The organism is Bdellovibrio sp. HCB117 (assembly GCF_047305915.1).
GTDB lineage: Bacteria > Bdellovibrionota > Bdellovibrionia > Bdellovibrionales > Bdellovibrionaceae > Bdellovibrio > Bdellovibrio bacteriovorus_B.
In genome coordinates, this window is record NZ_CP178622.1 from 956,941 (window position 1) to 981,542 (window position 24,602).

A 24,602-nucleotide genomic window follows, 5' to 3' on the forward strand; every position below is an offset into this window, starting at 1 on the left:
GTATGAAAAGACTTTCACTCGTAATCACTCTTCCTCTTATTTGTTCCGCAATGGTGGCTTGCTCCAGCTCTTCTAAAAAGGACGCCGCAAAACCAGGTCAAGGTTATGTACAAAAAGGCAGTGGCTCTTTCAAGCTACAACCGTATAAGGAAGTGGTTTTAGAAAACGGACTTAAAATTATTTATATTCGTGACGCCTCTTTGCCACGTGTCAGCTTCACGCTTTTGATGAAGACCGGAAATGTCCAAGAGCCTGCAGGTAAAGCGGGGCTCAATGCCTTGACGTCTTACATGTTAGAGCAGGGCACTCAATCCCGTGATGCGCTAAAAATCGCTGATGAGTTCGGCCAACTTGGAGCGAGCGTTGATATTTCTCCTGGTTATGATGTCACGACACTTTACTCGGACTCTTTGATCACAGGTTCGGGCACTTTGTTAGATCTCTTTGCCGACGTCACGATGAATCCCGCTTTTAAAGACGCTGAGATCAGTCGTATTCGTTCGCAAATGCTCGCAAATTTGCAAAAGAAGGTGGACAATCCGTCGGCCTACGCAGACGACAAAATGGATCAATTCCTTTATGGAAATCATCCTTACTCGCGCGACGTGAATGGAACGCCTGAGGCTCTTCGCAGCATTACGAAGCAAGACATCATCAAGCACTATTTGACATTCTTCCGTCCTAACAACGCTTCGTTAGCGGTGGTTGGAAGCTTTAACGATGAGTTTGAAAAAACTGTTCAAGACGTGTTTTCAAAGTGGACGAAAAGAACTATTCCTGCGGTTACTACCGAAGCTCCTCCAGCGATTGATGCTTTGAAAGTTAAACTGATCGTGAAGAAGGGCTTGCAGCAAACGCAGATCCGCGTGGCTCAATTAGGCATTGCCCGCAAAAACGATGACTATCTTCGTTTGCGCTTGGGAAATGAAGCCTTAGGAGGAAGTTTCGCTAGCCGCTTGAATCAAAAAGTGCGTGATGATTTAGGTCTGACATATTCCATTTATTCCTTCTTTGACGTGCGTAAAGATCGTGGAAGCTTCGAAGTTTCTACTTTCACTAAGAATGAAACAGCCGGAAGGACTTTGGAAGAGACTTTGAAAGTAGTGACGGAATACGTGACTTCGGGAGCGCAAGATCCCGAAGTTGCGGCAGCTCGCAGCCAGCTAGTAGGGCAGTTCCCAAGAGCCATCGAAACCGCAGACCGCTTGGCCTACAATCTTCTTTCATTGGACTTTTATGGAATCCCGGTCGATTATCTGACGGACTTTAATAAAAACGTCGGTAAAATCAACGCCAAGGATGCCAACGCTTCAATTCAAAGAGCTCTAAATCCGAACAACTTCAAAGTTCTGGTGTACGGAGATGAAAAAATCATCTCTCAATTTGAAAAATACAAACCAGAAATCGAAAGAGTAAAATAACCAAAAAGGTGCCAGGGGACTTTTCCTAACCCTGGCGCATCTAATGCGGGCCAGTTGGAAAAAGTCCCCTGGCACCTTTTCTCTTGGCGCTCTTTTTATTTTCTGAATTTCTTTTTTTACTTATCTTTTCTTCTTTTTCTTCTTAGCGCGAAGATAGATCAAAGCCCCGAGGGCCGCGAGAAGAAGGGCTCCACCTAGAAGCATTGCTTTGTTGCTGCCTTTACCTTCCGTGCCGTCGCCTTGAATCATATCGGCTGGCATCGCAGAGCTGATCGGTGCACCCAAGGTTTCAGAACCCGGGCGAATAGGACCAAGGTCTGGTTTCGCCAAAAGATTTTTTGAAGCGATCACGCGCAAACTCATCACGGCTTTAAAGAAGTCTTGGCTGTACTTTGTGTAGTACTGTTTGTGGGCACTAAAAGTAACAAGAATCGCGATCTTGTCTTTGATTGTCGCTAAATAACGAGTGAAGTAGTTTGGTACTTCTGAACCCAAGTGAAGAGAGTCGATCCATGTTTGATCGTTGATCTGCACGCTTTTCGCTTTATAAACGATTTTAGACTCCGCCGTACCTCCGCCACGAAGATTCACCGCAATCGGAGTGTTCAAGTGCGACTCATACAACGCGAAAGTGTCCGTCGGGCCGACTTCTTTAGCGGTCAAAATGATAATGGCTTCTTTAGATTCTTTCGTCTGTTCGCTACGGCAGACCCATTCGGTTTGCTCTAAGTTACACTTCCAAGTCTCAGGCATTTCAAATGCGATGTAAGCATTACGAAAGACTTTTGCATGGGCGCTAAAACTGAGTAGAATAACGGCGAGTGATGTGAACAAGCTATACTTCATGCTGACCTCGAGTTGGTTATGTTTGCAGTATAATAACAAAATTCCTTCGGATCAAAGCGCAAAGGAGAAAAATCCTGTGAAGAACCTTTATCAGCTAACCACTTTCGTAACGGTTATCAGCGAAGGAAGTATGACTGCAGCGGCAGACAAGCTGTATTTGACTCAGCCCGCGGTGTCGCAACAGATTCGAAATCTAGAGGAAGATCTAGGAGTGGAGCTGCTTGTTCGCGGTGTTCGCCAAATCAAGGCCACGCCTCAGGGCGAAGTTCTTTATGAATACGCGAAGAAGATCATCAATCTGACTCAACAGGCCGAAATTGCGATTAAGTCCATCGGTGCCCACATGAAAGGGCAATTGCGCATTGGAACTTTGAATTCTTTGGGCCTGCATTTGATGAGCCCGATCGTCGGCCGTTTGATGCGTCACAATCCTGACCTGATGTTGAAAGTGGATTACGACCGTGGTGAAGAGCTTATTAAGAGTTATAAAAAAGGTCTGTACGACATCCTGATTCTGCCCGACGTGAAAACAGAATTTAGTTCCGAGCTTGAAAATAGCGAGCAAAAGTTTGTGGCCAAAGAAGAAATGTGGCTAGTGGGTTCAAGCAAAGATGAAAAAATGCCCCAACAAATTAGCTTTAAAGACATTGGCGCATTTCCGTTAGTGAATTTTACTGAAGAGTTTCCCGGATTCAACAACACCGTGAACTCTAAAATGCAAAGTGCGGGCTTAAACCTTTCATCTATTTTTGAATCGGCCAACGTTGGAACTTTAAAGCGCGTGATCGAAGCGGGTTTGGGCTGGGGATTTTTGCCGGCGCACTCGATTAAAAAACAAGTGCGCTCGGGGCGATTGAATCGCGTTTACGTAAAAGACCTTCATTACGAAATCGATCTGATGTTCTATTATAAGAAGAACTCCGAGAATAAGGCTTTGGTCGAGGTCTTTTATCAAACGATGTCACAACAAGAAAAAGGCTAGCATAAGGCTGGCCTTCGGTCTCAAAACAGTTATGGGATCTTAATATTTACAACTTTTTTTCCGATACCAATTCTGATCTTTCGGGATTTTCGGAAAAGAAGGAATGTAAATGAAGAAGCACTATTCTATTCGTCTTAAGCTTGCGGTTCCAATCATACTTATTGCTTTGTTCGTATTAGGAACGATGACGTTCTTGATGGCAAAAAATGGGCATGAAACGGCAAAGAAAGCGGCGACAGAAAAAACTGTTGAGACGGCTCACGCATATGCGACGGAAATGCGACTTGAGGTTGAAAGAGGTTTGGACGTCGCTCGTACCATGGCCCACTTTTTTGAATCTTACAAAAAAAACGGACACATTCAGCGTGACCCAGTCACTTTGTCTTTAAAAGAAGTTTTAGAAAAAAATAAATTTCTTATCGGCGCATGGACGGGATGGGAACCCAACGCGTGGGACGGTCGCGACTCTGAGTTCGTAAACTCAAAAGGTCACGATGCTTCAGGCCGGTTTATTCCTTATTTGAATTGGGAAGGTGGCAAAGCCAGCTTAACTCCGCTTGTAGGTTATGCGAATGCGGGCGAAGGTGACTACTACTTAGTGCCGAAACAACGTCTTAAAGAGACGATGGTTGAACCTTACTTGTACCCCATTGATGGAGTACAAGTTCTTATGACTTCTGCTGTGGTACCTATTGTTATCGACGGAAAATTCGTGGGCGCTTCGGGTGTAGATCTTCCGTTAAAAGACCTGCAAAAGAAAACGGCGACAATCAAACCGTTTGAAACTTCAGAGGCCTACTTGGTGACGGCTCACGGGAACTATGTGTCGCATCCAGATGATAAGCTTATTACAAAACCAGTTATTTATCCTTTTGAGGAAGCAAAATTCAAAGAAGCCATTCAACAAGGTAAGGAGCTTGTCTTAACGGGAATAGATGCTAAAGATAATCAAGAATATCTTTATGTCGTCACTCCGATGAGCATTGGAAACACGGAAGAGCCTTGGGCGTTGATCGTAAGAACTCCAACCAAAACAGTTTTAGCAGCGGCGAACTCGATGGTGTGGACTCAAGTTCTGATTGCTTTGACAGGCTTGCTCTTCTTACTGGCGGCAGTTGTTCTTATTGCGCAATACATCTCTAAGACGGTGAGCGATCTCTCTTCGAAACTGCAAAGCTCCGGAGATCAAGTTTCCAGTGCTATCGGACAGCTTTCGATTGCTGGTCAATCTTTGTCTCAATCTTCCAGTGAGTCAGCAGCATCCTTAGAAGAAACTGTTGCCGCCTTAGAAGAGATGACGTCGATGGTGAAAATGAACTCCGACAACGCGAAGCAAGCCGCTTCGTTGTCTTCCGCATCTTCTGAGTTTGCCGTTCAGGGTGAAAAAGAGATGGGAGAATTGCTCGTCTCGATGAAAGAGATCTCGGAGTCTTCAAAACAAATTGAAGAGATCATCAATGTGATCGACGATATCGCGTTCCAAACAAACCTTTTGGCACTCAATGCTTCCGTGGAAGCGGCACGTGCCGGTGAACATGGAAAAGGTTTTGCGGTCGTAGCTGAAGCCGTTCGTTCTTTAGCGCAAAGATCAGCATCAGCGGCAAAAGATATCACAGGTCTTATCAAAGAATCCGTGGATAAAATCGAACGTGGTACTGTGAAGTCTGCAAAATCAGGTGAGATGCTTAAGAACATCGTTCAATCTGTAAAGAAAGTTTCAGACTTGAACAACGAAATCTCTGCTGCAAGTGAAGAGCAGTCCACGGGCATCGCGCAAATCAGCAAAGCCATGAACCAGTTGGATCAATCGGTTCAGTCCAATGCGGCTTCTTCAGAAGAGATCGCAGGGACAGCTGACGAAATTAACTCTCAAGCGCAAATTATGAAGGCGGTGGTTGATGAGCTGAAGCTGGTGGTTTACGGATCAAGTGAATCGACAGCGACAGTCCATACATTGCAACCGCCAGAAGAAAAAACGCACATCAAAGCGGCTTAATCAACGATACGATGAAGATATTGCAAGGAAGAGCCTCAGGCTCTTCCTTTTTTTGTTCTCTATCATGAGCCTTCACCATGTTACTTATCCTTCCTTGGGTAGCGAACGAAGTTTTGAAAACGGAGAACTCAGCGGTTAAGGCCTATTTATGTCAAAGGGATGCCGAGGCTCCGTTCTGCGAGTAAATCACTTCTTTCGGACACAGATCATATCGATCTTTGAAAGCTCGCGCGCATCGGGATCATTCAGATCCAAGATACCGGTCATTCTTTTTTCTCTCAGGTCGTCAATTGTGATTTCCAAGTTGGTGGGTGCGTGAAGAGCGTGAAGACCGTGGCCTTGGGATGTGACTTCGACGGCTTCCTTGATCGCAGCTTTGCCTTGCGCATCGAAAAAGGTCAGAACGACGTCTGCATTTTTTTGTTCAAGAGAAAGGCGATACTTTCCCGCCTGACATTGGATTTTTGCCGCCCAACTTAAGGAAGGCAAAAGAAGTAATGTTAATAAAGCCCAGCTTTTCATTTTCATCTCCTAGTAATTTTCGAATTTGATCTGCGAAGACCGTACCGCTTCCGGTGTTGTTTAAAATTCCAAACAGTTTGTTTATCATGTTTAAGAAGTTTTCGCCTGACAAACCTGGTTCCTGGCGCTCCCTAAGCGGTGACAAAGAAGCAAAAGGGACGTGCGAGACAGAATGTAAGTTTCGAATTACCGGTAATTGTCCCAATCGATACTCCTTTTTTATTTTTAGGGAGCAACATTGCGATTTCTGTCTTTATACAAAAATAAACCTTTGATAAGGCTCACAGCATGAACCAAAAGCAGCTTTATCCCGAAGTGGCCTCTTTTCTAAAAACGAAAGTCGAAGAGCTTCGCAGTCAACGCAAGCGACCGCTCAGTCTTCGTGCCCTCAGCGTAAAATGCGGAATTCCGTCGGGAAGATTCACGGATCTTCTTCACGGCCGTCGTCCATTGAGTGAATTCTATGCAGAGAAGCTTTGCGTGGGATTAAAGCTGAATCCGCCCGAGCAACAAAAGCTCAACTCTTTGGTCACCACGGCTTCGCGCAAAGAAACTCGACGCACTCTTGATGAGCATGAGTTGGCGGTCATGTCAGGTTGGGAGAATTTCGCGATTTTAAGTCTGCTTAAAACCAAAGATGTTTTTGTGCGATCTGAACAAATCGCAGAAAGACTGGGCATAACCGAAGAGCGCGCCAAGGAATGTCTGGAAGTTCTAAAAAGTCTGAATATGATTTCCGATCACGCGGGCTTTTATGAAAGAACAGCGTCGCACTTAACTACGACATTTGGCATTCCCAGTGAGGCGATTAAAAATGCACACGAAGCCGTGCTTACAAAATCTGCGCAGGTTTTGCGAGCCACCACGCCCGAGCAGAGGTACTACTCTTCAATCACGTTTCCTTTTGATATGAAAAATCTGGGTGAAGCAAAAAAGATGATCGATGAATTTCGAAAAAAGTTCTCACGTCGCATGGAGCTGGGAACACGCAAAGAGGTATTTAATCTCAGTATTCAGTTTTTTCCCTACACCGAATTGAAAGGGCCTTCTCATGAATAAGTTTCTATTTCTATTGGCCATGTGTGCATCCGTTTCTGTTGCCGCCCGCGGGGGAGATGTTTTGGGAAATGGCGGAGATGCTGTTGTGTGCCCGGCAGAAGATGGCAAGAAGACGGTCGAAGCTTTGGATTTGCATGAAAGCCGCGAGTTGCGCAAATATTCTTACATTGCCGTGAACAACTCGGCCGAGGCCTTAAAAACCGTATTTGAAAATCTGCAAGAGAAAGACCCCGCACGTGCGTGTCTTTTCGGGACGTGGATGGAAGAGTTTACGACCGAGTCAAAATTCATCTTCGGCAAGATGCCTAAAATTTTTGATGAAGGACCCGTTTATGTTCGTCCTCGCTGCTTCGTTTATCAAGCCGTCGTCCGCTACGATCACGCCGATGCAGATGGAAAGCGGTACTTTATCAACGGAGATCTTTTTATCAATATGGATGCTTTGAATCAGATTGCCATGGTCATGCATGAATTGGTCTATCGTGAAGCAAAATTTGCCAACGGCCCCCTTAAATCCACATTCCGAATTCGGCGTTATACCGCTTATATCTTTTCGACGCGCTTAAAAAACGACAGTCCCGAGGCCTACCAACAGTTCTTAAAGGAATCGGGACTTGGTTCTGGCGAAGATTATTGCGACGCAAATCACCGTATTTATCAAAAAACACACTAAACAAGCTTTCGGTCAGCTTTGGAATTGACATGATTTCCAGGCGAGAATAGCAAAAAGGGGGTTGGAGGTCTTTATGAAATCCCTGGTTATTCTATTGAGCCTGATCACGGTCAACGCCTTTGCTGCAGCGGATTCTGTGGGTGTTTTTCATCGCCCGGAAAAAGTAATTATCTTGGTGAACGAACACGGCAGCCACGGTCGCTTGCAGGGCTTTATGGAAGCAATTCAAGCTCAAGACCAACTGGTTTGGTTGTCAGAAGATGAAAGCATCAAAATCCAGTGCGGTCGTAATTCCACTGATGCCAGCTGTACTTTCCGTTTCTTTCCTTCAGATAGTGTGAGTGTTGAATCCCGCTCGGTGAACGCATTTTCAGAAGGCAAGGGCCTAGCTAAAACTCCCTACGAAATGCACTTTGAAAGCTCGAACGGCGATAAGTTCACTTTAAAGGTGGAAGAAAAAGGTCTTTCCTTCTGGGGCAGTAAGAAGCCTTTGTAAAGTCCAGTCCATAAATCAAAGTGCGTCTTAAAACGGGCTTTGAAAAACTGAAAAGGCCAAGAGACAATGTCTTTATGGCCTTGTTCTTTTTACTGACATTCTCTTTTTTGACTGGTGCCGCAGAACCCGATAATTTTTCGGCCCGTCATGCCCCTAACAGCGTCATCGCTAATTCTGAAATCAACCGGGTGGTGAATTCGGTGCTTTCTATGGCGACAGATCAGTTTCAGGCCCGCAATCGCTGCGACCGTGAAAAGTTCCTGCAGTTTCTAGAGGACGATTTAGACCGTAACTTTCCCAAAGTAGACAATTACGTGTATTTGAATGCGCCTTTTGCAGGGCCGAAATCCCATGAAGAAACTCCGCTGAATAAGTTCCGGGGTTATGGAAAAGTGTTCTTCTCTCCGACAGTAAAACTGGAATCTAAAGGTAAAACTTTTTTCGTGGGCTTAGATAAGATTGATCACTTTTTTTCGCATGGTTATTTGTACTGGCAGATGACTGGAAAAAAAGGAACGCTAGACAAAGAAAAAGTCCAAAATGCGTTGCAGGTGGGGATCGAACAGGAAAATGGGCCCTGGGGATTGAAAAGCTCGGGTGTGAAATCCTATGCGGATTTAGCCGCGAATTATGCGGGCTTAAGTTTTTGGAGTCAGCTTCTTGACGGACCTTCGCCGATGATCGCCTGTGAAAAGGGACGCTTTGTTCAAAAACGTTCTTTTGATATCGCGAACTACTTCAACGAAGCTATGGATGAAACAATCAACTGCAATAGTTACGCAACAAAAGAAATGCTTTCCGCTGTTTATAAAATGACGGCACCTTGGAATATGGAGTGCCCCGTTAAAGCAAATGCGTGTGCGGAGCTGAAAAAGAATTATCCAGCAGAAATCGCTAACAAAATTCTGCATCCTCGTTGCCTGGGGACGGGTGATTCACAGTTAGAAGAGGCTTCTGCAAAAACCACGAAAGACATTATCGATATGGCGGGCGCCGCGGTTTCCGGTGGTCCTCAGTACTTGCTTTTTAAGATGTTTGGTCAAAACAAAAAGCACCAGGCGCAACCTCAGGGTGAAAACGCGGGTGGAGGCCAACGATGAATAAATCGCAGATACTGGCTTTTGCCTTCTTAGTATCAATGAGTGCGACAGCGGTTTCTCAAGGCGATTTAGGGACGGCACAGAAAACCTGGGATCAGTATAAGAATTGTCATGCCTTCAAAGACGATGATGCCAAACTTATTAACTGCACTGAACCAGCCATTGAAAGCAAGCTGTCTCGTCCTGAAAAATTAAAGCTGCTGGAGTTCTTGATATTAGGCTACGACTTTGGCGAACTTAGAAAGTGTCGCACAGAAGACCGCGTGCAACCGACGCGACCCTTAGCGACGTCGCAATACTTTTGCATGGACGTCAAAGGAAGCGAAAAATCCATGCAAGGGTATGTCGAGTTTGTAAAAGAAAAAGGCTCTGCAAAAATCAGAGCCCTTAAGTTTTCATTTTAATTAAAAGATCACACTGTCAGGAAGGCCCAGGCGGGCGGCGATAATGCGAACGATCTCGGAGGCGTTTTCTTCCAGCGCTCGCTCCGTCACATTGAAGACGGGCCAGCGGCGGTTTTGTTTAAAGATCTTTTCGGCGTATTCGATCTCTTTAGCGATGTGGGACATCGAAGCGTATTCGCCTCCGGGATCTTGACCAAATTTTTCCAAACGGCTTTTGCGGATTCTTTGTAGTGATTCCATATCGATGATCAAACCCACGATGCGGCGTTGATCGATTTTAAAAAGCTCTTCGGGCAAAGGTGTATCTAGGACCATCGGAACATTGGCCACTTTCCAACCTTTGTGACTTAGAAAGATCGACAAAGGCGTTTTGCTGGTGCGAGAGATCCCGACAAGAACGATATCGGCTTTGTCCAGTTCAGCAAAAGTTTTACCGTCATCATGTTTTACCGTGTATTCGATAGCTTCGATGCGCTTAAAGTAGCGTTCATCCACGGCTCGTAAAGCGCCGACGTGTGATTCCGAATGTTCACCGAAGAAAGTATCCAAAGTTCCTAATAGCGGTCCTAAAAGATCGAAGTAAGGTATGCCTTTCCCAGAAGCGATTTCGCGGATTTTATTTCTAAGCTGTTGGCTGGCCACAGTATAAGCAAGCATTCCACGGCGTTCGAAGCACTCTTCGATCACGGCTTCGGCTTGAGTTTCTGTGCGCACGTTTTTACAACGAATGATGTTGATGTCTTTCGTAGAATATTGCACCAAAGCCGCGCGAATCATCGTGGCCGCGGTTTCGCCCGTCGAATCGGAAAGAATGTAGATGGTGTAGGTTTTATTATCCGCGTCGGTCATTAGTCAGCAAATCCATTGATCAGTGCACGACGTACGTTTTCGATATGATCCTTCAACCACAGGTCAGCAAAGCTAGAGAATAAAATAAACGCAAAGTCCGGACTGGCTTTAATCAAAAGACACGTCGTTTTATTTTCGGGATCCAAGTGTTGCAGTTGAAGTTTTTCCAGCATTGCGCGCGAATCTGTTTTGAGAACAGAGAGTAAAGTCATATCCGGAATTTTCACGATAGCTTTGCCATTGTTTTTTAAAAGCTGCGTGCTGCCTTTATGAAAAGAAGCTTGAGCTTTCCATTGGCCATCATGATTTTCTAAAAGGACGCCTGAATCAAAAAGCATCGCCAAACGAGAAAACACCACGATCGCGCGGTCGATATGATCTTCAGGAAGACCTTGGGAAATTCCGCGCACTAAAGATAGATCGCGAGACGCTTCGAAAAGAACCGCGTTGTTTTCGCTCTCTTCCACTTTGTTTTCAAAATCATTGTCCAAGAAAGACTCTAAACGTCTTTGCACCATTGAAATTTTTGAAACCAGTGTCTGAGATAATTTTTCCATGAACAACGCTCCTCACTTTCATTGTGAGAAAGAAAAGGACGTTAATCAAGCACGACGGTGAAATCTTCGAAGCTGTGGTGAGCTTGCCATTCTTGTTGAACTTTCCCGGCACTTTGTCCAGGTGGCAGGAAAATGCGCAAAGAAGGTTCTTTGAGTTTATGCCAAACTTCAAAAACCTGGGCGATCCAAGGCGCTAAGTTATCCTGCCAAGGAACGATGACAACCCATTTGTTCGGTAAAAGCTCTTCCGACGCAATCATCAAGGGATGAGAGGTTTTCACGGCGAACTGCACTTTAGGAAGTTCGGTCTCTGACAGAACTTCTTGCAGAAAGTTAGGAATGGAAGGGGATACGTGGCGCGAAGCCTTGCACAATTGGAAATTCAAATACCAATCAAGGCGTGCGGTCCACTGTGATTTCTCAAGATCCGGTACGATCCACAGCTCTGAGCCGGGATTAAAGGCACTGGCTTGAGAAAGCACGCTTAAAGCCATTAGTGGGCCTTACCCACTTGATCCAGCAAACCATTGACGAAGCTTGCGGATTCCGTGGTTCCGAATTTTTTGGCGATTTCAACGGCTTCGTTGATCGCGATGTTTTCTTTGATGGGATCTGCCGCAAACTTCATTTCATAGACCGCGACACGCAAGATATTGCGATCAATCGTCGCCATGCGCTCGACTTTCCAATGAGCGCTGGAAGCCTGAATTTTAGAGTCAATCGCGGCTTTGTTGGATTGAACACCGGTGACCAAAAGATCGGCGTAAGAAATCACTTCAGGGTCGACAGATTGTTCGAAGACATCAAGAAATGTTTGGTAGCTGATCTGAGGAGCGAACTCAGTTTGAAATAGGATTTGGAGTGCGAGTTCGCGGGCTTGTCGTCTTGCTGTCAGTTTCATTATTCGGCTTCTTTTCGTTTTCTACAAAGTTCATCGCTGTCAGGCTTAATTGTGGATTATTTGCATCGACAAAATCAAGCAGTTCAGCATCTTCCAAAGTCTCGACAAATTCTTGAACGTCTTTGAAAGTTCGGTACACGCTCGCGAAGCGGATGTAAGCCACGTCGTCGAGTTGTTTAAGTTCCGCCATGACCTTTTTCCCGATCAAGCGTGAAGAGATTTCGGATTCCCCACGATTCACAACCCAGGAAGAGATTCTTTCCACCACGGCATCAATTTGCGCTAAACCCACAGGGCGTTTTTGGCAGGCCGCTTGAAGACCTTTTAAGATTTTCTCTTTGCTGAAAGGTTCACGGCGTCCATCTTTCTTAATGATGAACGGAAAGGCGAGCATGATAGTTTCTACGGTTGAAAAACGAGCCTTACACTCAAGGCATTCACGACGGCGGCGGATGCTACCATCTTTTTGCACTCTCGTGTCTAGTACTCTGTCATCAGCATGTCCACAGAAGGGGCATTTCATAGTCTTTGGTCCCGCCTTAAACTCGCCTGGAGATTAGGGAGCCGCCGCTAGAGAGTCAATCATCAATTCACCGCGCTTGGGCCAGTCTTATATGTCTACGTGCGTCATGCGCTTAACACCATTGGTAAAAGTTAGTTACACTGAAGACTCAGAATTGAGGTGCGTGTGAAGACTTTTCTCATCATGATTTTGCCCTTGTTAGTCAGCTCTGTTGCTATGGCCCAAGAGTCTCAGCCCGTGGTGGGGCGTGATGCCGCCGCTAAATACTTCCAAAAAAGAGAACCCTCTCAAAATTATGGTGGCGGCTACGGTGGTGGTCCTCAGGATCATTATCTTGCATTACACATTGGTCGTTACATGGGCTCTCAGTCTTACGATTGGGGTAAGAACGGACAGGAAGACGACGTTGGCAAAATGAACTTTGGTGTCACTTACCGCGTGGGGGAGTGGCAGAACTCGATGGATTTGAATCTGCGCTTGGACTACACGGAGTTTGATGTGGGTGGTGAAACGCCTTCCAAATTGTCCTTCTTGCCGCTTTTGACTTTTCCTGACGCCTCTTCACGTTTTCCACTTTATTTCGGAGCGGGTGTGGGACTGGGAGTTTTTTTCAAACAAGCTTCCAGCAAATCCGCCCTCTCTTTGGATTACCAGCTCGTAGCGGGGGCTCGTTTCTTTGATATTTTTGAAAACACTGGCTTCTTCATCGAAGCTGGATTAAAAAACCACATCCTTTTGCTCTCTTCAGGCCAGTTTAACGGAACCTTCCTCGCTGGCGGATTGGTATTTACGTTTTGAAAATTCATAAGCACTTAGTTGGAACTATTATTGACGCCCTTGATGAAGTCTTTGAACAAGGGCAGTACGCAGACAAAGTTATTCAGCGCAATCTGAAAGCTCAAAAACAATGGGGCTCTCGTGATCGCCGTTTTTTCGCTGAAAGCATTTATGAAATCGTTCGTTGGGAACGTCTTTTGGCGTATCTTGTGGACGACAATGATTTTTGGAAAATCTGGGCCGCTTACTGGATTCGTCAGGGGAATGAACTTCCTGATTGGGATGAAGTTTCTGACGTTGATGTGAAAGCCGTTCAAGCTCGTCTTAAAGACATGCCTTCCTTCGCGATCGCTCAGTCCATTCCTGATTGGATGGCAGCTCGATTAGAAAAAGAGTTGGGACCTGGTTATAAAGAAACCGTGCGTGCATTGAATCAACCGGCTGAAGTTTTCTTGCGCACGAACACTTTGAAAACGGACCCTGACACTCTCTTAAAAACTCTTTCCGAAGCAGGGATTTCGGCGACGAAAGTGTCTCCGGATTTGCCGCATGCTTTGAAGTTAACCGAAAGAAAAAACGTCTTTATCACGCAACCATTTAAAGATGGATTGTTTGAAGTTCAAGACGCCGCTTCACAAATGGTCGTTCCTTTATTGGACGTGCAACCAGGTCACCGTGTGGTTGATGCGTGCGCGGGAGCCGGTGGAAAAAGTCTGCACATGGCTTCGCTTATGAAGAACAAAGGGAAGATTATTTCCTTAGATATTCACGAGTGGAAGTTGCAGGAACTGAAAGTGCGTGCGCGCCGTGATGGTGTTGACGTGATTGAAACACGTTTGATTGATTCAACAAAAGTTATTAAGCGCATGTACGAATCGGCGGATCGTCTTTTGTTAGACGTGCCATGCTCGGGAATGGGTGTTTTGCGCCGCAATCCTGATACGAAGTGGAAACTGACGAACGAAGAAATTGATCGTCTGCATGCCCTTCAGTATGAAATCTTGACGAGCTATTCACCGATGGCAAAGAAGGGCGGCAAGATGGTTTATGCCACTTGCAGTTTGCTTCCCAGTGAGAATGAAAAACAGATCGAAAGATTCTTGGCCGAGCGCGGGGACGACTGGACTTTGATTAAGCAAATGCACTTACGTCCAGAAGTCGAGGGCTATGATGGCTTCTATGCGGCTCTGTTAGAACGTCGTAAGTAAAAAAATGATTCACAATGCGAAGGATGTAATTGATCCTTCGCGAAGTTCTTCCGATAAAGATTCTGTGAAGAAAATCGTTCTGCTTCTAATATTTCTAGTTTCTACATCCGCTTCCGCGGGCACCCTGGTTGAATTGGGTGGCACTTATATGTCTGACAATCTCTCTACCAGTGAAGCGAAAAAATCTTCGAAGTATTTCTATAACGTCGGCGTTCTTTTTAGTCTTAAAAAACACATCTGGGGCGGGTGGAATTACTCGGGCATCTCTCACACGGACAGTGGCGATGAGGAATTGAGTTTCGCCTCTCAGGATACGGGTCCTTATTTGAAGTGGCAGTTTGGTCGTAACGAACTTTACAGTTTGGGTGCCGCTTATAATATTTTAAGCCGAGCTTCTTACAAAAGTGGCAGTGACACCGAGACCTGGCAGGGAACCAGCTTCTGGCTTCAATTTGCCGTGGCCCCAGAGGTTCGTGAAGGCTTCCATATCGGCGCTTCATTAAATTATTATCTGGCAAGCTACACAAAGAAGACTGTGGACAATGTTGAATCCAGCACGTCGAACTCAAAATCCTGGATATTTCCAATGCTTATGCTAACTAAAGAGTGGTAACGCGACGCGCGCTCTTTTCGTTGGCACACTTCTTTTTCATTTGAAAGCTCGTATTCAGCTTGATAGAACCCTCGGCAACAATTTAAGGGGGTCCACAATGATTCGTTCTCTAGTAGCAATGGCTTTGACTTTGGGAATGGCTACTTCTGCTTTCGCAGCAGACAATGCTTATTTCGAAATCAAAAAAGTAAAAGTTACTGACGTCACTGAGCAATACGCTCCACAAATGCATTTGTTCGCGAAAAAAGCGAATGGTTTGAATGCAGACTGCAACTCTTCTCAAATGCCTTTGGCGCCAAAATTCACTGGCGACAGAACATTGGGTTCTGTGAATCCTCTAGACGCTGTTGAATTGATCGTAGATCAAATCATCAACATCGGTAAAAAAATCTTCAACGTGATCAATGCAGGTCGCCCGGTTGTAAACATCAACTTGGACACTGCAAATGCTCTTCCAAAAGGTTTGTCTTGCTGGTCAGATCTTTCTGGCTGGAACATCCCTCAATCTAAAGTTTACAACGTTCAATACGAAAATGGTTTCGGTATGACAGTTGTAGATTTCACTTACCGTGTGACTTACACTGCCGGTGGTTCTGCTGACGGTATCGGTAAATACATCACAAACGCGACTTTCCAACCTGCGAACGTATCTGTAGGTTGGGGCTTCCAATTGGATGCTACGGCGGTGATCCCTTCTGTATTCAACACTGGAACAAAACGTGATCCAGTTGCAGGAATGCAAATGAACATGGAATGGAAAGTGACTTCAGCAATGGCTCACGAACAGTCTACAGAGACATACTTCGTAAGCGGCGAAAACAAACTAGTCCACATGGACTAGTTTTAGCCATCGGTAAACGCGCAAGCGAAGCTGCTCAGAGATAAATCCTCAGACAGTCCTCGCTCGTGTGTTTTGGTGGTATTGAATGCGTGCAGTGGCTCGCTGCGGAACTCGGATTTATCTCTGAGCAGCTTCGCTTACGCATTTATCAATGCTCATACTTTCATAAATAAAAAAGGGCCCATCAGGGCCCTTTTGTTTTTTTGCGGAATCTAGAAGTAGATTTTCAAACCTGACCTAATCCCTTGGCGATCGGTGACCGTGTCATCCGTCGCCGCAGGGATTTTTGTTTTCTGGTTCTCCTTATACCAGGCACCGAATATGCGCACGGCTTTAAAGTCTATAAAAAGCCCGGCCTCGGTGTAACTTCCTTCCACATCTCCTAATTCATCCGTGGAAGTGGGAAGGAAATAACGATATTTCCCGTCTAATCCAAAGTACTTGGTTAAATAAACTTGCAACGATGCTTGACCGAATTGCTGTGAAAGCCGCGAATCACTGCTTTCACGCGTGCGTTGGCCATAATGAATAGTGAATGACGTGTTTTGAATGGAGTTCCCTAAAAGGCGGATGTTCAGCATTCCGGCCAGATCGTTGAAACTCTCTTCGGTGTTGTTTTCATATTCCGCGGTGAGCCCCACGAATTGCGCGTAGGCCGAAGCTTCTCCAGCGAAGCTTGTGTACGAGTTTTCAACGCCAGAATCTTGAACTTCGGTTTTGAAAGAGTTGTAAGAGCCTCCGATCATGAACTCAAAAGGTGAGGGAGAGTTCATGGAAAGCCACATATCCATCATGCGATTGCGATTCTTCATTTCCAGCCACTCCGTCAAAGACCAGCGGCTTTTTTCGCGATTAGCAGCCCGTTGAGTGAAGTCGATACCACTTCCCCAGCGAGATCTGGACTGTGCCTCGGAGATGCCTGAAAAGGCCATAATGCAGAGTAGAAGCAGAGATGAAAATCTAGACATACCCCTATTTTCCCGCTTTTATAGGGCTACGTCTAAATATTCCCACGTTGATACAGTTTTAACGTCTCAGAAAAGGATACGTTGTGGTTCATGATTTCGACCCGTTTGCACTAAGAATTTCCGGAGATTTTGGCGTCCGTTGGTACGGGCTTTCTTACATGATGGGGTTCATTTGTGCTTACTTGCTGATTCGTTGGTTGGCGCAAAGACAGCGTTCCGGCTTGGCACCAAACATGGTGGGCGATTTTATCACGTATGCTGCGATCGGAACTTTGGTGGGCGGTCGTTTAGGATATGTATTCTTCTATGGCATTGATCTTCTGTGGAAGTTCAAACCCGAATTCCCATTCTGGGGAGTTCTAGCTGTCAACGAAGGTGGGATGGCAAGCCACGGTGGTATCATCGGTATCGTGATCGCGTGTATGTTGTATGCCAGAAAGTATGGCGTCAACACTCTTTATCTTTTTGACCTTGTCGCGGTGACAGGTCCTTTGGGTGTTTTCTTTGGGCGCATCGCGAATTTCATCAACGGAGAATTGGTGGGACGCGAATGTGATCCGTCTTACCCACTGGCAGTGAAATTCCCTCAAGATATTTACACTTGGCCAAATCAAAACTTTGCGAAGTTGGGTGAGTTGACTCCGGTGATGGAAAAAGTCGGTGTGGCTCGCGAGCAATGGTTAGAACTTGTTGATAAATACCGTTTCGATGGTTCAGCTCGTGAACAAGTATACTCGTTGATGACGAAAGCCATCGATGCGATTCAAAACGGCAACGAAGCAGCGAAAGAGGCGATTGCGCCTTTATTGACGCCACGTTATCCGTCGCAGTTATTTGCCGCTTTTGGTGAAGGCTTGTTGCTTTTCATTCTTCTTTTCTTCCTTTGGAGAAAACCACGTAAACCAGGCTTCATCGCCGCGTGCTTTATCATCTTCTACGCGATTGTCCGTATTGCTGATGAACAATTCCGTATGCCTGATGCTCATATCGGCTTTCAATGGATGGGCCTGACTCGCGGTCAGCTTCTCAGTATCGGAATGTTAATCTTGGGCTTTGTTATGATGTTCGTATGGACTCGCGCAAGTTCATTGAAGATTCCTGGCTGGGGTCGCGGTCAATCGATCAAGTTGAATCGTAAGTAGGATTTTTCTGAAAAATAAATTCTGAATAAAAAAGCCGCTTTTCAGCGGCTTTTTGTTTTTGAGTTATCGTATCGTCGCGTCTTGCAGGGACAAATTCACTTCCACGGTGGAAGTAAGAAATTTCACTGCCATCGTGGCAGTAAACAGCCGTGCCATGTTTCAGCGGTCAGCGTATTCTACCGCCACGGTGGCGGTAAGCGTGTGCGTTATAAGTTCTGAGTTAAGTGAAATGAAGATAGATGAACTTGTTGGCAGTAAGAATTTCTGTTGGATGAACATAAAAAAACTCCCCAAGGAATCCCTGGGGAGTTCTGTTGTTATCGCCACAAAGCAACGATGGTGCCGGATTTCGCGGATTGGTTTCCTGCGGCGTCGACGGCTGTGAACTGATAGTTATAGTACACGTTCTTTTTGATGTTGCTGTCGCCGTAGCTCAGTGAAGTCGTTTCAGTGATTTTTACCCCGTTACGATAGATGAAGTATTTTACTACTTTCACGTTATCCGTCGAAGCAGTCCAACCCAAGTTGAATCTTGCAGTTCTGTTGCGATTGAATGTCGTTAGGGACAATGTCAATCCAGTCGGGGCAGACGGTGCAATAGTATCAACTACCGGTGTAGGCGTGGGGGTCGGAGTTGGAGTCGGTGTCGGTGCTGGCGTTGTTCCCGCAACCAACATACTTGAATTTCCATCTACAGTCAGTGGTACATTCGCTGCTGACAGCAAAGTATTTCCCACACTTGGATTTACGATGTTGAATGCCGATGTCGTCAAAGCACTTCCGGCAGTTGAGTCTTTCATAGTCAGATAAAACTTCTGCGTATTGATGTCAGATGCAGCTAACGAAGAAATATCAAAGTAAAAGCTTCCAAGTTTCTCTGCCGTTGTTCCGTCAAATGCATAGTTACCACCGCGATTTGCGAAAGCGAACGGTGACCACGTCGCCGAAGGACTGCTTGACGTATTTGCCGAAGAGCCGAACTGCAATGACATCTGTGTGCGCATTGCGTGCGACATTTTGACTTCCGCTAACAAGCGAGGAGCGTACGACGTGTAAGTCGAATAAAATACCATTCCACTTTGCGTAAGCTGAATTCTGCCAGCGGGTGCAAAGTTTGGAACCGTTGAGGTTGCGCGGAAGGCATCATAAGAAGCCCAGGCGTAACCCTGGTTTTTCCAAGACGCACCAAAAGAGTTGGCAATTTTAAATGCGCCCACTTCAGAAGCTTCAACCGCACCATTGCCATTGATATCTGTCCAAATCGTGTCGTCGTAACCGACGATCACCATGGCATGACCAGAAACCGTGCCGTTGATGTGTGTTGCGATGGCTTGGCCCACAAAAGGATTTGAAGCCGCTTGTGGATTTGCTTGCACTGTACGGTACACCCAGCTGTTGATATAGGTACCAAAAGACACCACGTGACCATTGGCTAAGATTTGTTTTACGTTCGCCATATCCGCATCAGTGTTAATGCGGGAATAGCTAAAAGGTTTCATGCGTGAATTGATCGCGCGTTTCCAATGATCCGAGTTCATACTCCAGGCGCGGTAGTCGCTGTCATAGGGGAATTCTGCCGATGTGGCAGCGCCATGCTTTTCCATCACCGCAAAAGCATCCGACAAAGAGGAACCGTTGTCGACGCCGCCGTTGATCATATTATAAGTCCATTTGGGAGAATAAATGCGAGCAGCGGATGTTTTGTTATTACAACCCAATGTTAAGCACACCTCGTGGCTCATCAGATAATAGGTCGTAGCAAAAGCCACACACGAGCCCAAGGTTCCTTGGCTGACAATAGGGGGGAACGAAGGTAAAGCCGAGTTGTCAACTTGCGCGGGCGCTGATCCTAGAGTCGCCATTGCGGCACTCTCCGCCGTTTGCGAAGACGAAGGAGCTTGCAAGCTGTCTTCTACTTCAACTTCTGGTTTTGTCGTATCGATTTGAACTGGTGCTTGGCCACGACGAGTTCTTTCTTTATTAACGCGCTCTAAGCCCAAATGATTCGGACGAACTTTTTTGATTTTACGGCGTTGCAGTTTTTGCTGCTCTTCCTGAGTCATCTCTTTCAGGCCGGGACGGAAGCCTTGATTGTTAGCAAGAGCGGTGGACGGAGAAACGTGCAGACTTAATGTCAGCGCAATCATTCCGCCGACAGGTTTCAAAAAGTTTTTCATTTCTTTTTCTCCAGAGGTTTTTAGTTCCGCACCCGCCAGCAAGTCCGGCAGTGCGACTTGGTCACAATGTTAAGTAGCAAAGCTCTAAAATCCCTAAAGAAATGATCCATTCAAATGCGAATGCGAGGTTATAAACTCGAGATTTGTCGATAATTTCGGCGAGAATAAAAAAGAAAACGGCGAAAGGAAAACCTTTCGCCGTTTGAAGATAAGTCTTTAGTCGAAGTCTTTTACAGGACCTCTATTTAAAATCAAAAGCGGCAAGCTCGGTGCGAGAGATTTCTTTTTGTTCTCCGGTTCCGAAGTTTTTCACGGTGACCGTCTTATTGGTTACTTCATTACCACCTAGGATCAATGCGTAATGCGCGCCAATCTTGTTGGCTTTTTGCATTTTCTTTTGCATTTTTCCAGAAAGAAAATTTTCTGTCTTGAAGCCGCGAGAACGAATTTCATGCGCCACTTTGACGCTTTCTTCTTCGCCTTGATCATCCGCCCCGACAACGGCGATGATAACTTCTTTTTTCGTCGCCAATTCTTTCGGAGTCAGATCCGCTAAACGATCAATGCCCGCGGCCCAGCCTACGCCTGGAGTTTTTGGACCGCCCATAGTTTCAATCAAACCATCGTAGCGTCCGCCGGCAAGGACTGTTCCTTGAGCGCCGAGCTTCGTTGTCGTGAATTCAAAAACAGTGTGACAGTAATAATCTAAACCGCGCACGAGGTGCGAGTTCACGTTGTAAGGGATTCCTAATTTTTCAATACCCGCCAAAACTTTTTTGAAGAAGGTTTGAGATGTTTCGTTCAAGTATTGCTCAAGCTTTGGTGCTCCGGCATTCAGCTTTTTATCGCCTTCGTCTTTTGAATCTAAAATGCGCAACGGGTTTTTTTCTAAACGCATTTTGCTGTCAGCAGAAAGCTGATCCTGGTGTTCGGTGAAATATTTCACCAAAGCATCGCGATAGGCAGCGCGGCTTTCACTGTCACCCAAGGTATTGATCTCGAGTGTGCACTCCGCGGAAATGCCGATTTTCTTTAAGATGTCCCACGCCATTGCAATGCATTCCACGTCAGCTAGCGGACTGTCATAACCTAAACACTCTGCGCCCAATTGGTAAAATTGACGATAACGTCCTTTTTGTGGTCGTTCATATCGGAACATGGGGCCAGAATAATAAAATTTCAAAGGAAGGTTCTGCATCATGCCTTCAGAGATAAAAGCGCGTGCAACTCCGGCCGTTCCCTCAGGTCTTAATGTGAGACTTTCTCCTCCACGATCTGTAAAGTCGTAAGTCTCTTTATTCACAACATCGGAAGTTTCACCAAGCGTGCGATGAAAAACGTCAGAAAATTCAAAAATAGGGGTTTCGATTTCTCCATATCCGTACAAAAGAGCCTTTTCATAGGCTGATTCTTCGACAAAACGGAAAAGAAGACTGTCCTCGGGAAGCAGATCGCGGGTGCCACGAACTCTCTGAATTTTGTTGCTCATATTACGTCCTCAATACTAACAGGGAAATTAGGTTATATCAGAGGCTCGGGCAGTGCGCAAAGCTATTGCATTTAAGTGGGTCCGCGTTTTTAATAGAAATGACATGGAATCAGCACAGAAAATGAAAAAATGGGTTATCGCAGGAGCTGCCGTTTTGATCGTCGTTATCGGCGCGGTGGTCTATCAATCAATGTTCAGCAAAGGTGCCGCTTTAACGGGAGTTGAAGTGGATTGGCGTCTTTTGGGTGAGATGGACTACATTACGGGCAAATCTTCTTCGGAACTCCAGGCTTTGAACGGCAAGGGTGTGAAAATCCCTGGTTTCATGGTGCCGCTTGAAGACGACCAAAGAGACGTGGTGGAGTTTTTATTAGTACCAAGCCCTCAGGCTTGTATCCACGTGCCGCCACCGCCACCGAATCAGATGGTTTACGTAAAAATGAAAAAAGGAACCGAAGTGGCTGTAGGCCCTATCTGGGTTTATGGCACTTTGAATCTCGTAACGAAAAAATCCATGTACGGAGATGCATCGTTTGAGCTCGTAGGTGAAGCTGTAGAGCCGTACAAATAACTTTGTGAGGAGGTCTCTATGATGAAGGTTCTTCTATTATCAGCCATGGTCTTTGCTGCGCGTGAACACGGGTCCCATGTACACGGCTCGGGCAAAGCCAGTGTGGCTTTTGATGGTAAAAGCGGAAAAATTGAATTGCATGTCCCTGCTGAATCCATCATTGGATTCGAACATCAAGCCAAGAGCAAAGCCGACAAACAGAAAAAAGACAAAGCTTTAGCGAAACTCGAAGAAAAAATCGGCGAAATGATTGTCTTGGATCCAGCACTTAAATGCGAAATTAAAAAAGACATCTTTGAAGTGAACCAACATGATTCGCATGCGGAAGTCGAAGCTGAATTCAATGTAACTTGTGAAGCTCCGGCTGCGGGTAGTACGATCACATTTAATTTTTCAAAACAATTTCCGCGTTTAAAGAAAGTGCAAGTGGATATTCTTGCCGATGGCGTGCAAAAATCCACGCAAGTTTTGAAGAACGGAGACACTGTTGAGCTCAAGTAACATCCTGATTGAAGTACGTGATCTGCAGTACACTTACCCCGGCGCAACTCAACCCACTTTGAAAATCCCTGAATTTTCAGTGTTGCGCGGGGAGGAGCTCTTTCTTTATGGCCCGAGCGGAACAGGCAAGACGACATTGTTGGAAATGTTTTCAGGTGTCCTGAAGCCAACCCAAGGCAGTCTTAAAATTTTAGGTTTTGATTTCGTGAAAATGAGTGACGCCGATCGCGATGCGTTTCGTGCTGAGCACATGGGATACGTTTTTCAAAACTTCAATTTGATCCCCTACCTGAGCGTGCAAGAAAACATCGAATTGCCTTTGCATTTGAGCCCTGCACGCAAGGCCCGTTTGGGTAGTGTGGATACCGAAATGGTGATTCGCGCCCTGTGCGGAAACTTGGGTATTGGCGATCTTCTAAGTAAAAAAGTCGCGGAGTTGAGTGTCGGGCAACAACAGCGTGTGGCGGTAGCACGAGCCCTTTTAGGAAAGCCTGATCTGATTCTGGCCGACGAGCCGACATCGGCCTTAGATACAGATCATCGTGAAAAATTCCTGAAGCTGATGTTTGAGCTCGCCGACCTGTACGGCACAACCGTAGTCTTTGTATCTCACGATCGCAGCATGGAAAAACTTTTTAGTCGCAGCATCTCGTTGGACTCCATCAATAGGGTTGGATAATGGTCTTTCTTAAACTTGCTATCAAATCTTTGAAGAACCGCGCTTTTGCTACAACGCTGACCGTACTTTCCATCGCTTTGAGCGTGACGCTTCTTTTATCAGTTGAAAGAGCCAAAAGAGCGGCGGAAGAGGGCTTTACCCAAACTATCAGTAAGACGGACCTGATTGTCGGAGCTCGCAGTGGATCTTTGCAGCTTATCCTGTACACGGTCTTTAATATGGGAAATGCCACTCATAATATTTCCTATGAGACTTACGAGGATATTAAAAAGAATCCGGCCATTGAATGGACTATCCCATACTCATTAGGCGATGGTCACCGCGGGTTTCGTGTCGTGGGTACGAATGAAGATTTTTTTAAGCACTACCACTTTCGTGGCAGCGAAAAGATCCAATTAAGCCAAGGCCAGGTCTTTAAAGACTTATGGGATGTGGTTATTGGTGCCGAAGTTGCGCACAAACTGAAGTATCGTTTGGGTGACCGTATTGTGGTCGCGCATGGAGTGACAAAAGGAGAGGGGATTCAAAATCACGCCGACAAACCTTTTGTTGTCACCGGTATCATGGAAGCCACGGGTACTCCGTTAGACCGCGCGGTTTATATGTCCTTGGAAGGAATGGAAGCATTGCATGTAGATTGGGCAGACGGTGCGGCTCCCACCGCAGAAAAGGCGGTTCCTCGTGAACAGCTTTCTCGCGCAGGAATGAAAATTCACACGATCACAGCTTTTTTTGTTGGTGCGAAATCCCGTATTGAAACTTTAAAACTTCAGCGTGACATCAATACGTATAAAGAAGAGCCGTTACTAGCGATCATTCCCGGTGTAGCGTTGAGTGAGCTTTGGAATGGTCTTTCTTACGTCGAAGGCGTACTAAGAATCATTTCGTGGATGGTGGTTTTAGTCGGACTTGTTTCGATGTTGATTGCCTTAACGACAACTTTGAATGAACGTCGTCGTGAAATGGCGATTCTAAGAGCGGTGGGCGCAAAGTCATCGCAGATCGTCGGTCTTTTGGTATTTGAATCAGCGCTACTGACGGTTGTGGGTATTGCATTAGGAACGCTTCTGTCCTGGACGCTGATCGCGATTCTTCGCCCGTGGATCGCAAGTGAGTTCGGCCTTTATCTTGTTGGCCCTTGGGTCACTAAAATCGAGCTTCTGTATATTGGCATCACCTTCATTGGTGGTACGCTGATGGGATTGATCCCGGCATTGCGAGCGCAGAACTTAGCCTTGAAAGATGGATTGAGCGTAAAGCTTTAAAGAGAAAAACCCCGGTGAACCCGGGGTTTTTATTTTAAGAAT

The 24,602-nt window shown here is 45.9% G+C and carries 27 protein-coding genes; 17 read left to right on the forward strand and 10 right to left on the reverse strand.

The window, feature by feature from the left end; genetic code table 11:
• Window positions 1-2: 2 nt before the first annotated feature.
• The gene (locus tag ACLWBD_RS04670; RefSeq protein WP_413569747.1) at window positions 3-1,421 is read left to right on the forward strand and encodes a M16 family metallopeptidase; all 1,419 of its coding nucleotides are present in this window, start codon (window positions 3-5) and stop codon (window positions 1,419-1,421) included.
• Window positions 1,422-1,541: 120 nt separating this feature from the next.
• On the opposite strand, the gene ACLWBD_RS04675 is transcribed toward ACLWBD_RS04670, so the two are convergent.
• Complete coding sequence (locus ACLWBD_RS04675; protein ID WP_063243514.1) at window positions 1,542-2,267, reverse strand: hypothetical protein; 726 nt, start codon at window positions 2,265-2,267, stop codon at window positions 1,542-1,544.
• A 76-nt stretch (window positions 2,268-2,343) separates the two neighbouring features.
• On the opposite strand from ACLWBD_RS04675, the gene ACLWBD_RS04680 reads away from it, so the two are divergent.
• Window positions 2,344-3,249, forward strand: a complete 906-nt coding sequence (locus ACLWBD_RS04680; RefSeq protein ID WP_063209593.1) for a LysR family transcriptional regulator — start codon at window positions 2,344-2,346, stop codon at window positions 3,247-3,249.
• Between the two features lie 109 nt (window positions 3,250-3,358).
• Window positions 3,359-5,245: a methyl-accepting chemotaxis protein gene (locus ACLWBD_RS04685; RefSeq protein ID WP_413569750.1), complete on the forward strand. Its 1,887-nt coding sequence runs from the start codon at window positions 3,359-3,361 to the stop codon at window positions 5,243-5,245.
• 186 nt (window positions 5,246-5,431) lie between these two features.
• Here the strand turns inward: ACLWBD_RS04685 and ACLWBD_RS04690 are convergent, their stop codons facing one another.
• Window positions 5,432-5,767 (reverse strand): hypothetical protein, encoded by a 336-nt coding sequence (locus tag ACLWBD_RS04690; protein WP_413569752.1) that lies wholly within the window; start codon window positions 5,765-5,767, stop codon window positions 5,432-5,434.
• 288 nt (window positions 5,768-6,055) lie between these two features.
• On the opposite strand from ACLWBD_RS04690, the gene ACLWBD_RS04695 reads away from it, so the two are divergent.
• The 5 genes from ACLWBD_RS04695 to ACLWBD_RS04715 all read left to right on the forward strand — a co-directional run bounded on the left by ACLWBD_RS04695 (window position 6,056) and on the right by ACLWBD_RS04715 (window position 9,499).
• Complete coding sequence (locus tag ACLWBD_RS04695) at window positions 6,056-6,826, forward strand: DUF4423 domain-containing protein (protein WP_413569754.1); 771 nt, start codon at window positions 6,056-6,058, stop codon at window positions 6,824-6,826.
• The gene (locus tag ACLWBD_RS04700; RefSeq protein WP_413569755.1) at window positions 6,819-7,499 is read left to right on the forward strand and encodes a hypothetical protein; all 681 of its coding nucleotides are present in this window, start codon (window positions 6,819-6,821) and stop codon (window positions 7,497-7,499) included. The genes ACLWBD_RS04695 and ACLWBD_RS04700 overlap by 8 nt, the downstream gene beginning before the upstream one ends.
• Before the next feature lie 73 nt (window positions 7,500-7,572).
• Window positions 7,573-7,995 (forward strand): hypothetical protein, encoded by a 423-nt coding sequence (locus tag ACLWBD_RS04705; protein ID WP_413569756.1) that lies wholly within the window; start codon window positions 7,573-7,575, stop codon window positions 7,993-7,995.
• A 74-nt stretch (window positions 7,996-8,069) separates the two neighbouring features.
• The gene (locus ACLWBD_RS04710) at window positions 8,070-9,095 is read left to right on the forward strand and encodes a hypothetical protein (RefSeq protein ID WP_413569758.1); all 1,026 of its coding nucleotides are present in this window, start codon (window positions 8,070-8,072) and stop codon (window positions 9,093-9,095) included.
• Window positions 9,092-9,499, forward strand: a complete 408-nt coding sequence (locus ACLWBD_RS04715) for a hypothetical protein (protein ID WP_413569759.1) — start codon at window positions 9,092-9,094, stop codon at window positions 9,497-9,499. Before ACLWBD_RS04710 ends, ACLWBD_RS04715 begins: the two co-directional genes overlap by 4 nt.
• On the opposite strand, the gene ACLWBD_RS04720 is transcribed toward ACLWBD_RS04715, so the two are convergent.
• The 5 genes from ACLWBD_RS04720 to nrdR are packed head-to-tail and all read right to left on the reverse strand — an operon-like array spanning window position 9,500 to window position 12,329.
• Window positions 9,500-10,348 (reverse strand): pyruvate, water dikinase regulatory protein, encoded by an 849-nt coding sequence (locus ACLWBD_RS04720; RefSeq protein WP_063208953.1) that lies wholly within the window; start codon window positions 10,346-10,348, stop codon window positions 9,500-9,502.
• Window positions 10,348-10,905 carry a GTP cyclohydrolase gene (locus ACLWBD_RS04725; protein ID WP_413569761.1) on the reverse strand — a complete coding sequence of 186 codons (558 nt, stop codon included), beginning with the start codon at window positions 10,903-10,905 and terminating at the stop codon, window positions 10,348-10,350. Before ACLWBD_RS04725 ends, ACLWBD_RS04720 begins: the two co-directional genes overlap by 1 nt.
• 41 nt (window positions 10,906-10,946) lie before the next feature.
• Window positions 10,947-11,399: a hypothetical protein gene (locus ACLWBD_RS04730; protein ID WP_413569762.1), complete on the reverse strand. Its 453-nt coding sequence runs from the start codon at window positions 11,397-11,399 to the stop codon at window positions 10,947-10,949.
• A complete protein-coding gene (gene nusB / locus ACLWBD_RS04735) occupies window positions 11,399-11,806 on the reverse strand; it encodes a transcription antitermination factor NusB (RefSeq protein WP_063208956.1) in 408 nt (135 codons plus the stop codon). Before nusB ends, ACLWBD_RS04730 begins: the two co-directional genes overlap by 1 nt.
• The gene (gene nrdR / locus ACLWBD_RS04740) at window positions 11,745-12,329 is read right to left on the reverse strand and encodes a transcriptional regulator NrdR (RefSeq protein WP_063208957.1); all 585 of its coding nucleotides are present in this window, start codon (window positions 12,327-12,329) and stop codon (window positions 11,745-11,747) included. Before nrdR ends, nusB begins: the two co-directional genes overlap by 62 nt.
• Before the next feature lie 165 nt (window positions 12,330-12,494).
• On the opposite strand from nrdR, the gene ACLWBD_RS04745 reads away from it, so the two are divergent.
• The 4 genes from ACLWBD_RS04745 to ACLWBD_RS04760 all read left to right on the forward strand — a co-directional run bounded on the left by ACLWBD_RS04745 (window position 12,495) and on the right by ACLWBD_RS04760 (window position 15,768).
• Entirely contained in the window at window positions 12,495-13,127 is a 633-nt protein-coding gene (locus tag ACLWBD_RS04745) for a hypothetical protein (protein WP_413569763.1), read from the forward strand.
• Window positions 13,124-14,314 carry an RsmB/NOP family class I SAM-dependent RNA methyltransferase gene (locus ACLWBD_RS04750; RefSeq protein ID WP_413569765.1) on the forward strand — a complete coding sequence of 397 codons (1,191 nt, stop codon included), beginning with the start codon at window positions 13,124-13,126 and terminating at the stop codon, window positions 14,312-14,314. The genes ACLWBD_RS04745 and ACLWBD_RS04750 overlap by 4 nt, the downstream gene beginning before the upstream one ends.
• Before the next feature lie 4 nt (window positions 14,315-14,318).
• Window positions 14,319-14,927, forward strand: a complete 609-nt coding sequence (locus ACLWBD_RS04755; protein WP_253696899.1) for a porin family protein — start codon at window positions 14,319-14,321, stop codon at window positions 14,925-14,927.
• A 97-nt stretch (window positions 14,928-15,024) separates the two neighbouring features.
• Entirely contained in the window at window positions 15,025-15,768 is a 744-nt protein-coding gene (locus ACLWBD_RS04760) for a hypothetical protein (protein ID WP_413569768.1), read from the forward strand.
• A 212-nt stretch (window positions 15,769-15,980) separates the two neighbouring features.
• Here the strand turns inward: ACLWBD_RS04760 and ACLWBD_RS04765 are convergent, their stop codons facing one another.
• On the reverse strand, window positions 15,981-16,736 hold the full coding sequence (locus ACLWBD_RS04765) for a hypothetical protein (protein ID WP_253696901.1): 756 nt from the start codon (window positions 16,734-16,736) through the stop codon (window positions 15,981-15,983).
• Between the two features lie 83 nt (window positions 16,737-16,819).
• Between ACLWBD_RS04765 and lgt the strand changes: the two genes are divergently transcribed.
• Window positions 16,820-17,878, forward strand: coding sequence for a prolipoprotein diacylglyceryl transferase (gene lgt / locus ACLWBD_RS04770; protein ID WP_063208963.1), 1,059 nt, complete (start codon window positions 16,820-16,822; stop codon window positions 17,876-17,878).
• Window positions 17,879-18,195: 317 nt separating this feature from the next.
• On the opposite strand, the gene ACLWBD_RS04775 is transcribed toward lgt, so the two are convergent.
• Together ACLWBD_RS04775 and hisS are read right to left on the reverse strand one after the other, a co-directional pair.
• Window positions 18,196-20,055, reverse strand: a complete 1,860-nt coding sequence (locus ACLWBD_RS04775) for a C1 family peptidase (protein WP_413569770.1) — start codon at window positions 20,053-20,055, stop codon at window positions 18,196-18,198.
• 241 nt (window positions 20,056-20,296) lie between these two features.
• On the reverse strand, window positions 20,297-21,544 hold the full coding sequence (hisS, locus tag ACLWBD_RS04780; protein ID WP_063208967.1) for a histidine--tRNA ligase: 1,248 nt from the start codon (window positions 21,542-21,544) through the stop codon (window positions 20,297-20,299).
• Between the two features lie 103 nt (window positions 21,545-21,647).
• Between hisS and ACLWBD_RS04785 the strand changes: the two genes are divergently transcribed.
• From ACLWBD_RS04785 to ACLWBD_RS04800, 4 genes are read left to right on the forward strand one after another with little or no spacing between them, the layout of a single operon-like run.
• On the forward strand, window positions 21,648-22,115 hold the full coding sequence (locus ACLWBD_RS04785) for a DUF3299 domain-containing protein (protein ID WP_413569771.1): 468 nt from the start codon (window positions 21,648-21,650) through the stop codon (window positions 22,113-22,115).
• A gap of 18 nt (window positions 22,116-22,133) precedes the next feature.
• Window positions 22,134-22,616, forward strand: coding sequence for a ZrgA family zinc uptake protein (locus ACLWBD_RS04790; protein ID WP_063208969.1), 483 nt, complete (start codon window positions 22,134-22,136; stop codon window positions 22,614-22,616).
• Window positions 22,603-23,295, forward strand: coding sequence for an ABC transporter ATP-binding protein (locus ACLWBD_RS04795; RefSeq protein ID WP_413569773.1), 693 nt, complete (start codon window positions 22,603-22,605; stop codon window positions 23,293-23,295). The genes ACLWBD_RS04790 and ACLWBD_RS04795 overlap by 14 nt, the downstream gene beginning before the upstream one ends.
• The gene (locus ACLWBD_RS04800; protein ID WP_413569775.1) at window positions 23,295-24,560 is read left to right on the forward strand and encodes an ABC transporter permease; all 1,266 of its coding nucleotides are present in this window, start codon (window positions 23,295-23,297) and stop codon (window positions 24,558-24,560) included. Before ACLWBD_RS04795 ends, ACLWBD_RS04800 begins: the two co-directional genes overlap by 1 nt.
• Window positions 24,561-24,602: the final 42 nt, after the last annotated feature.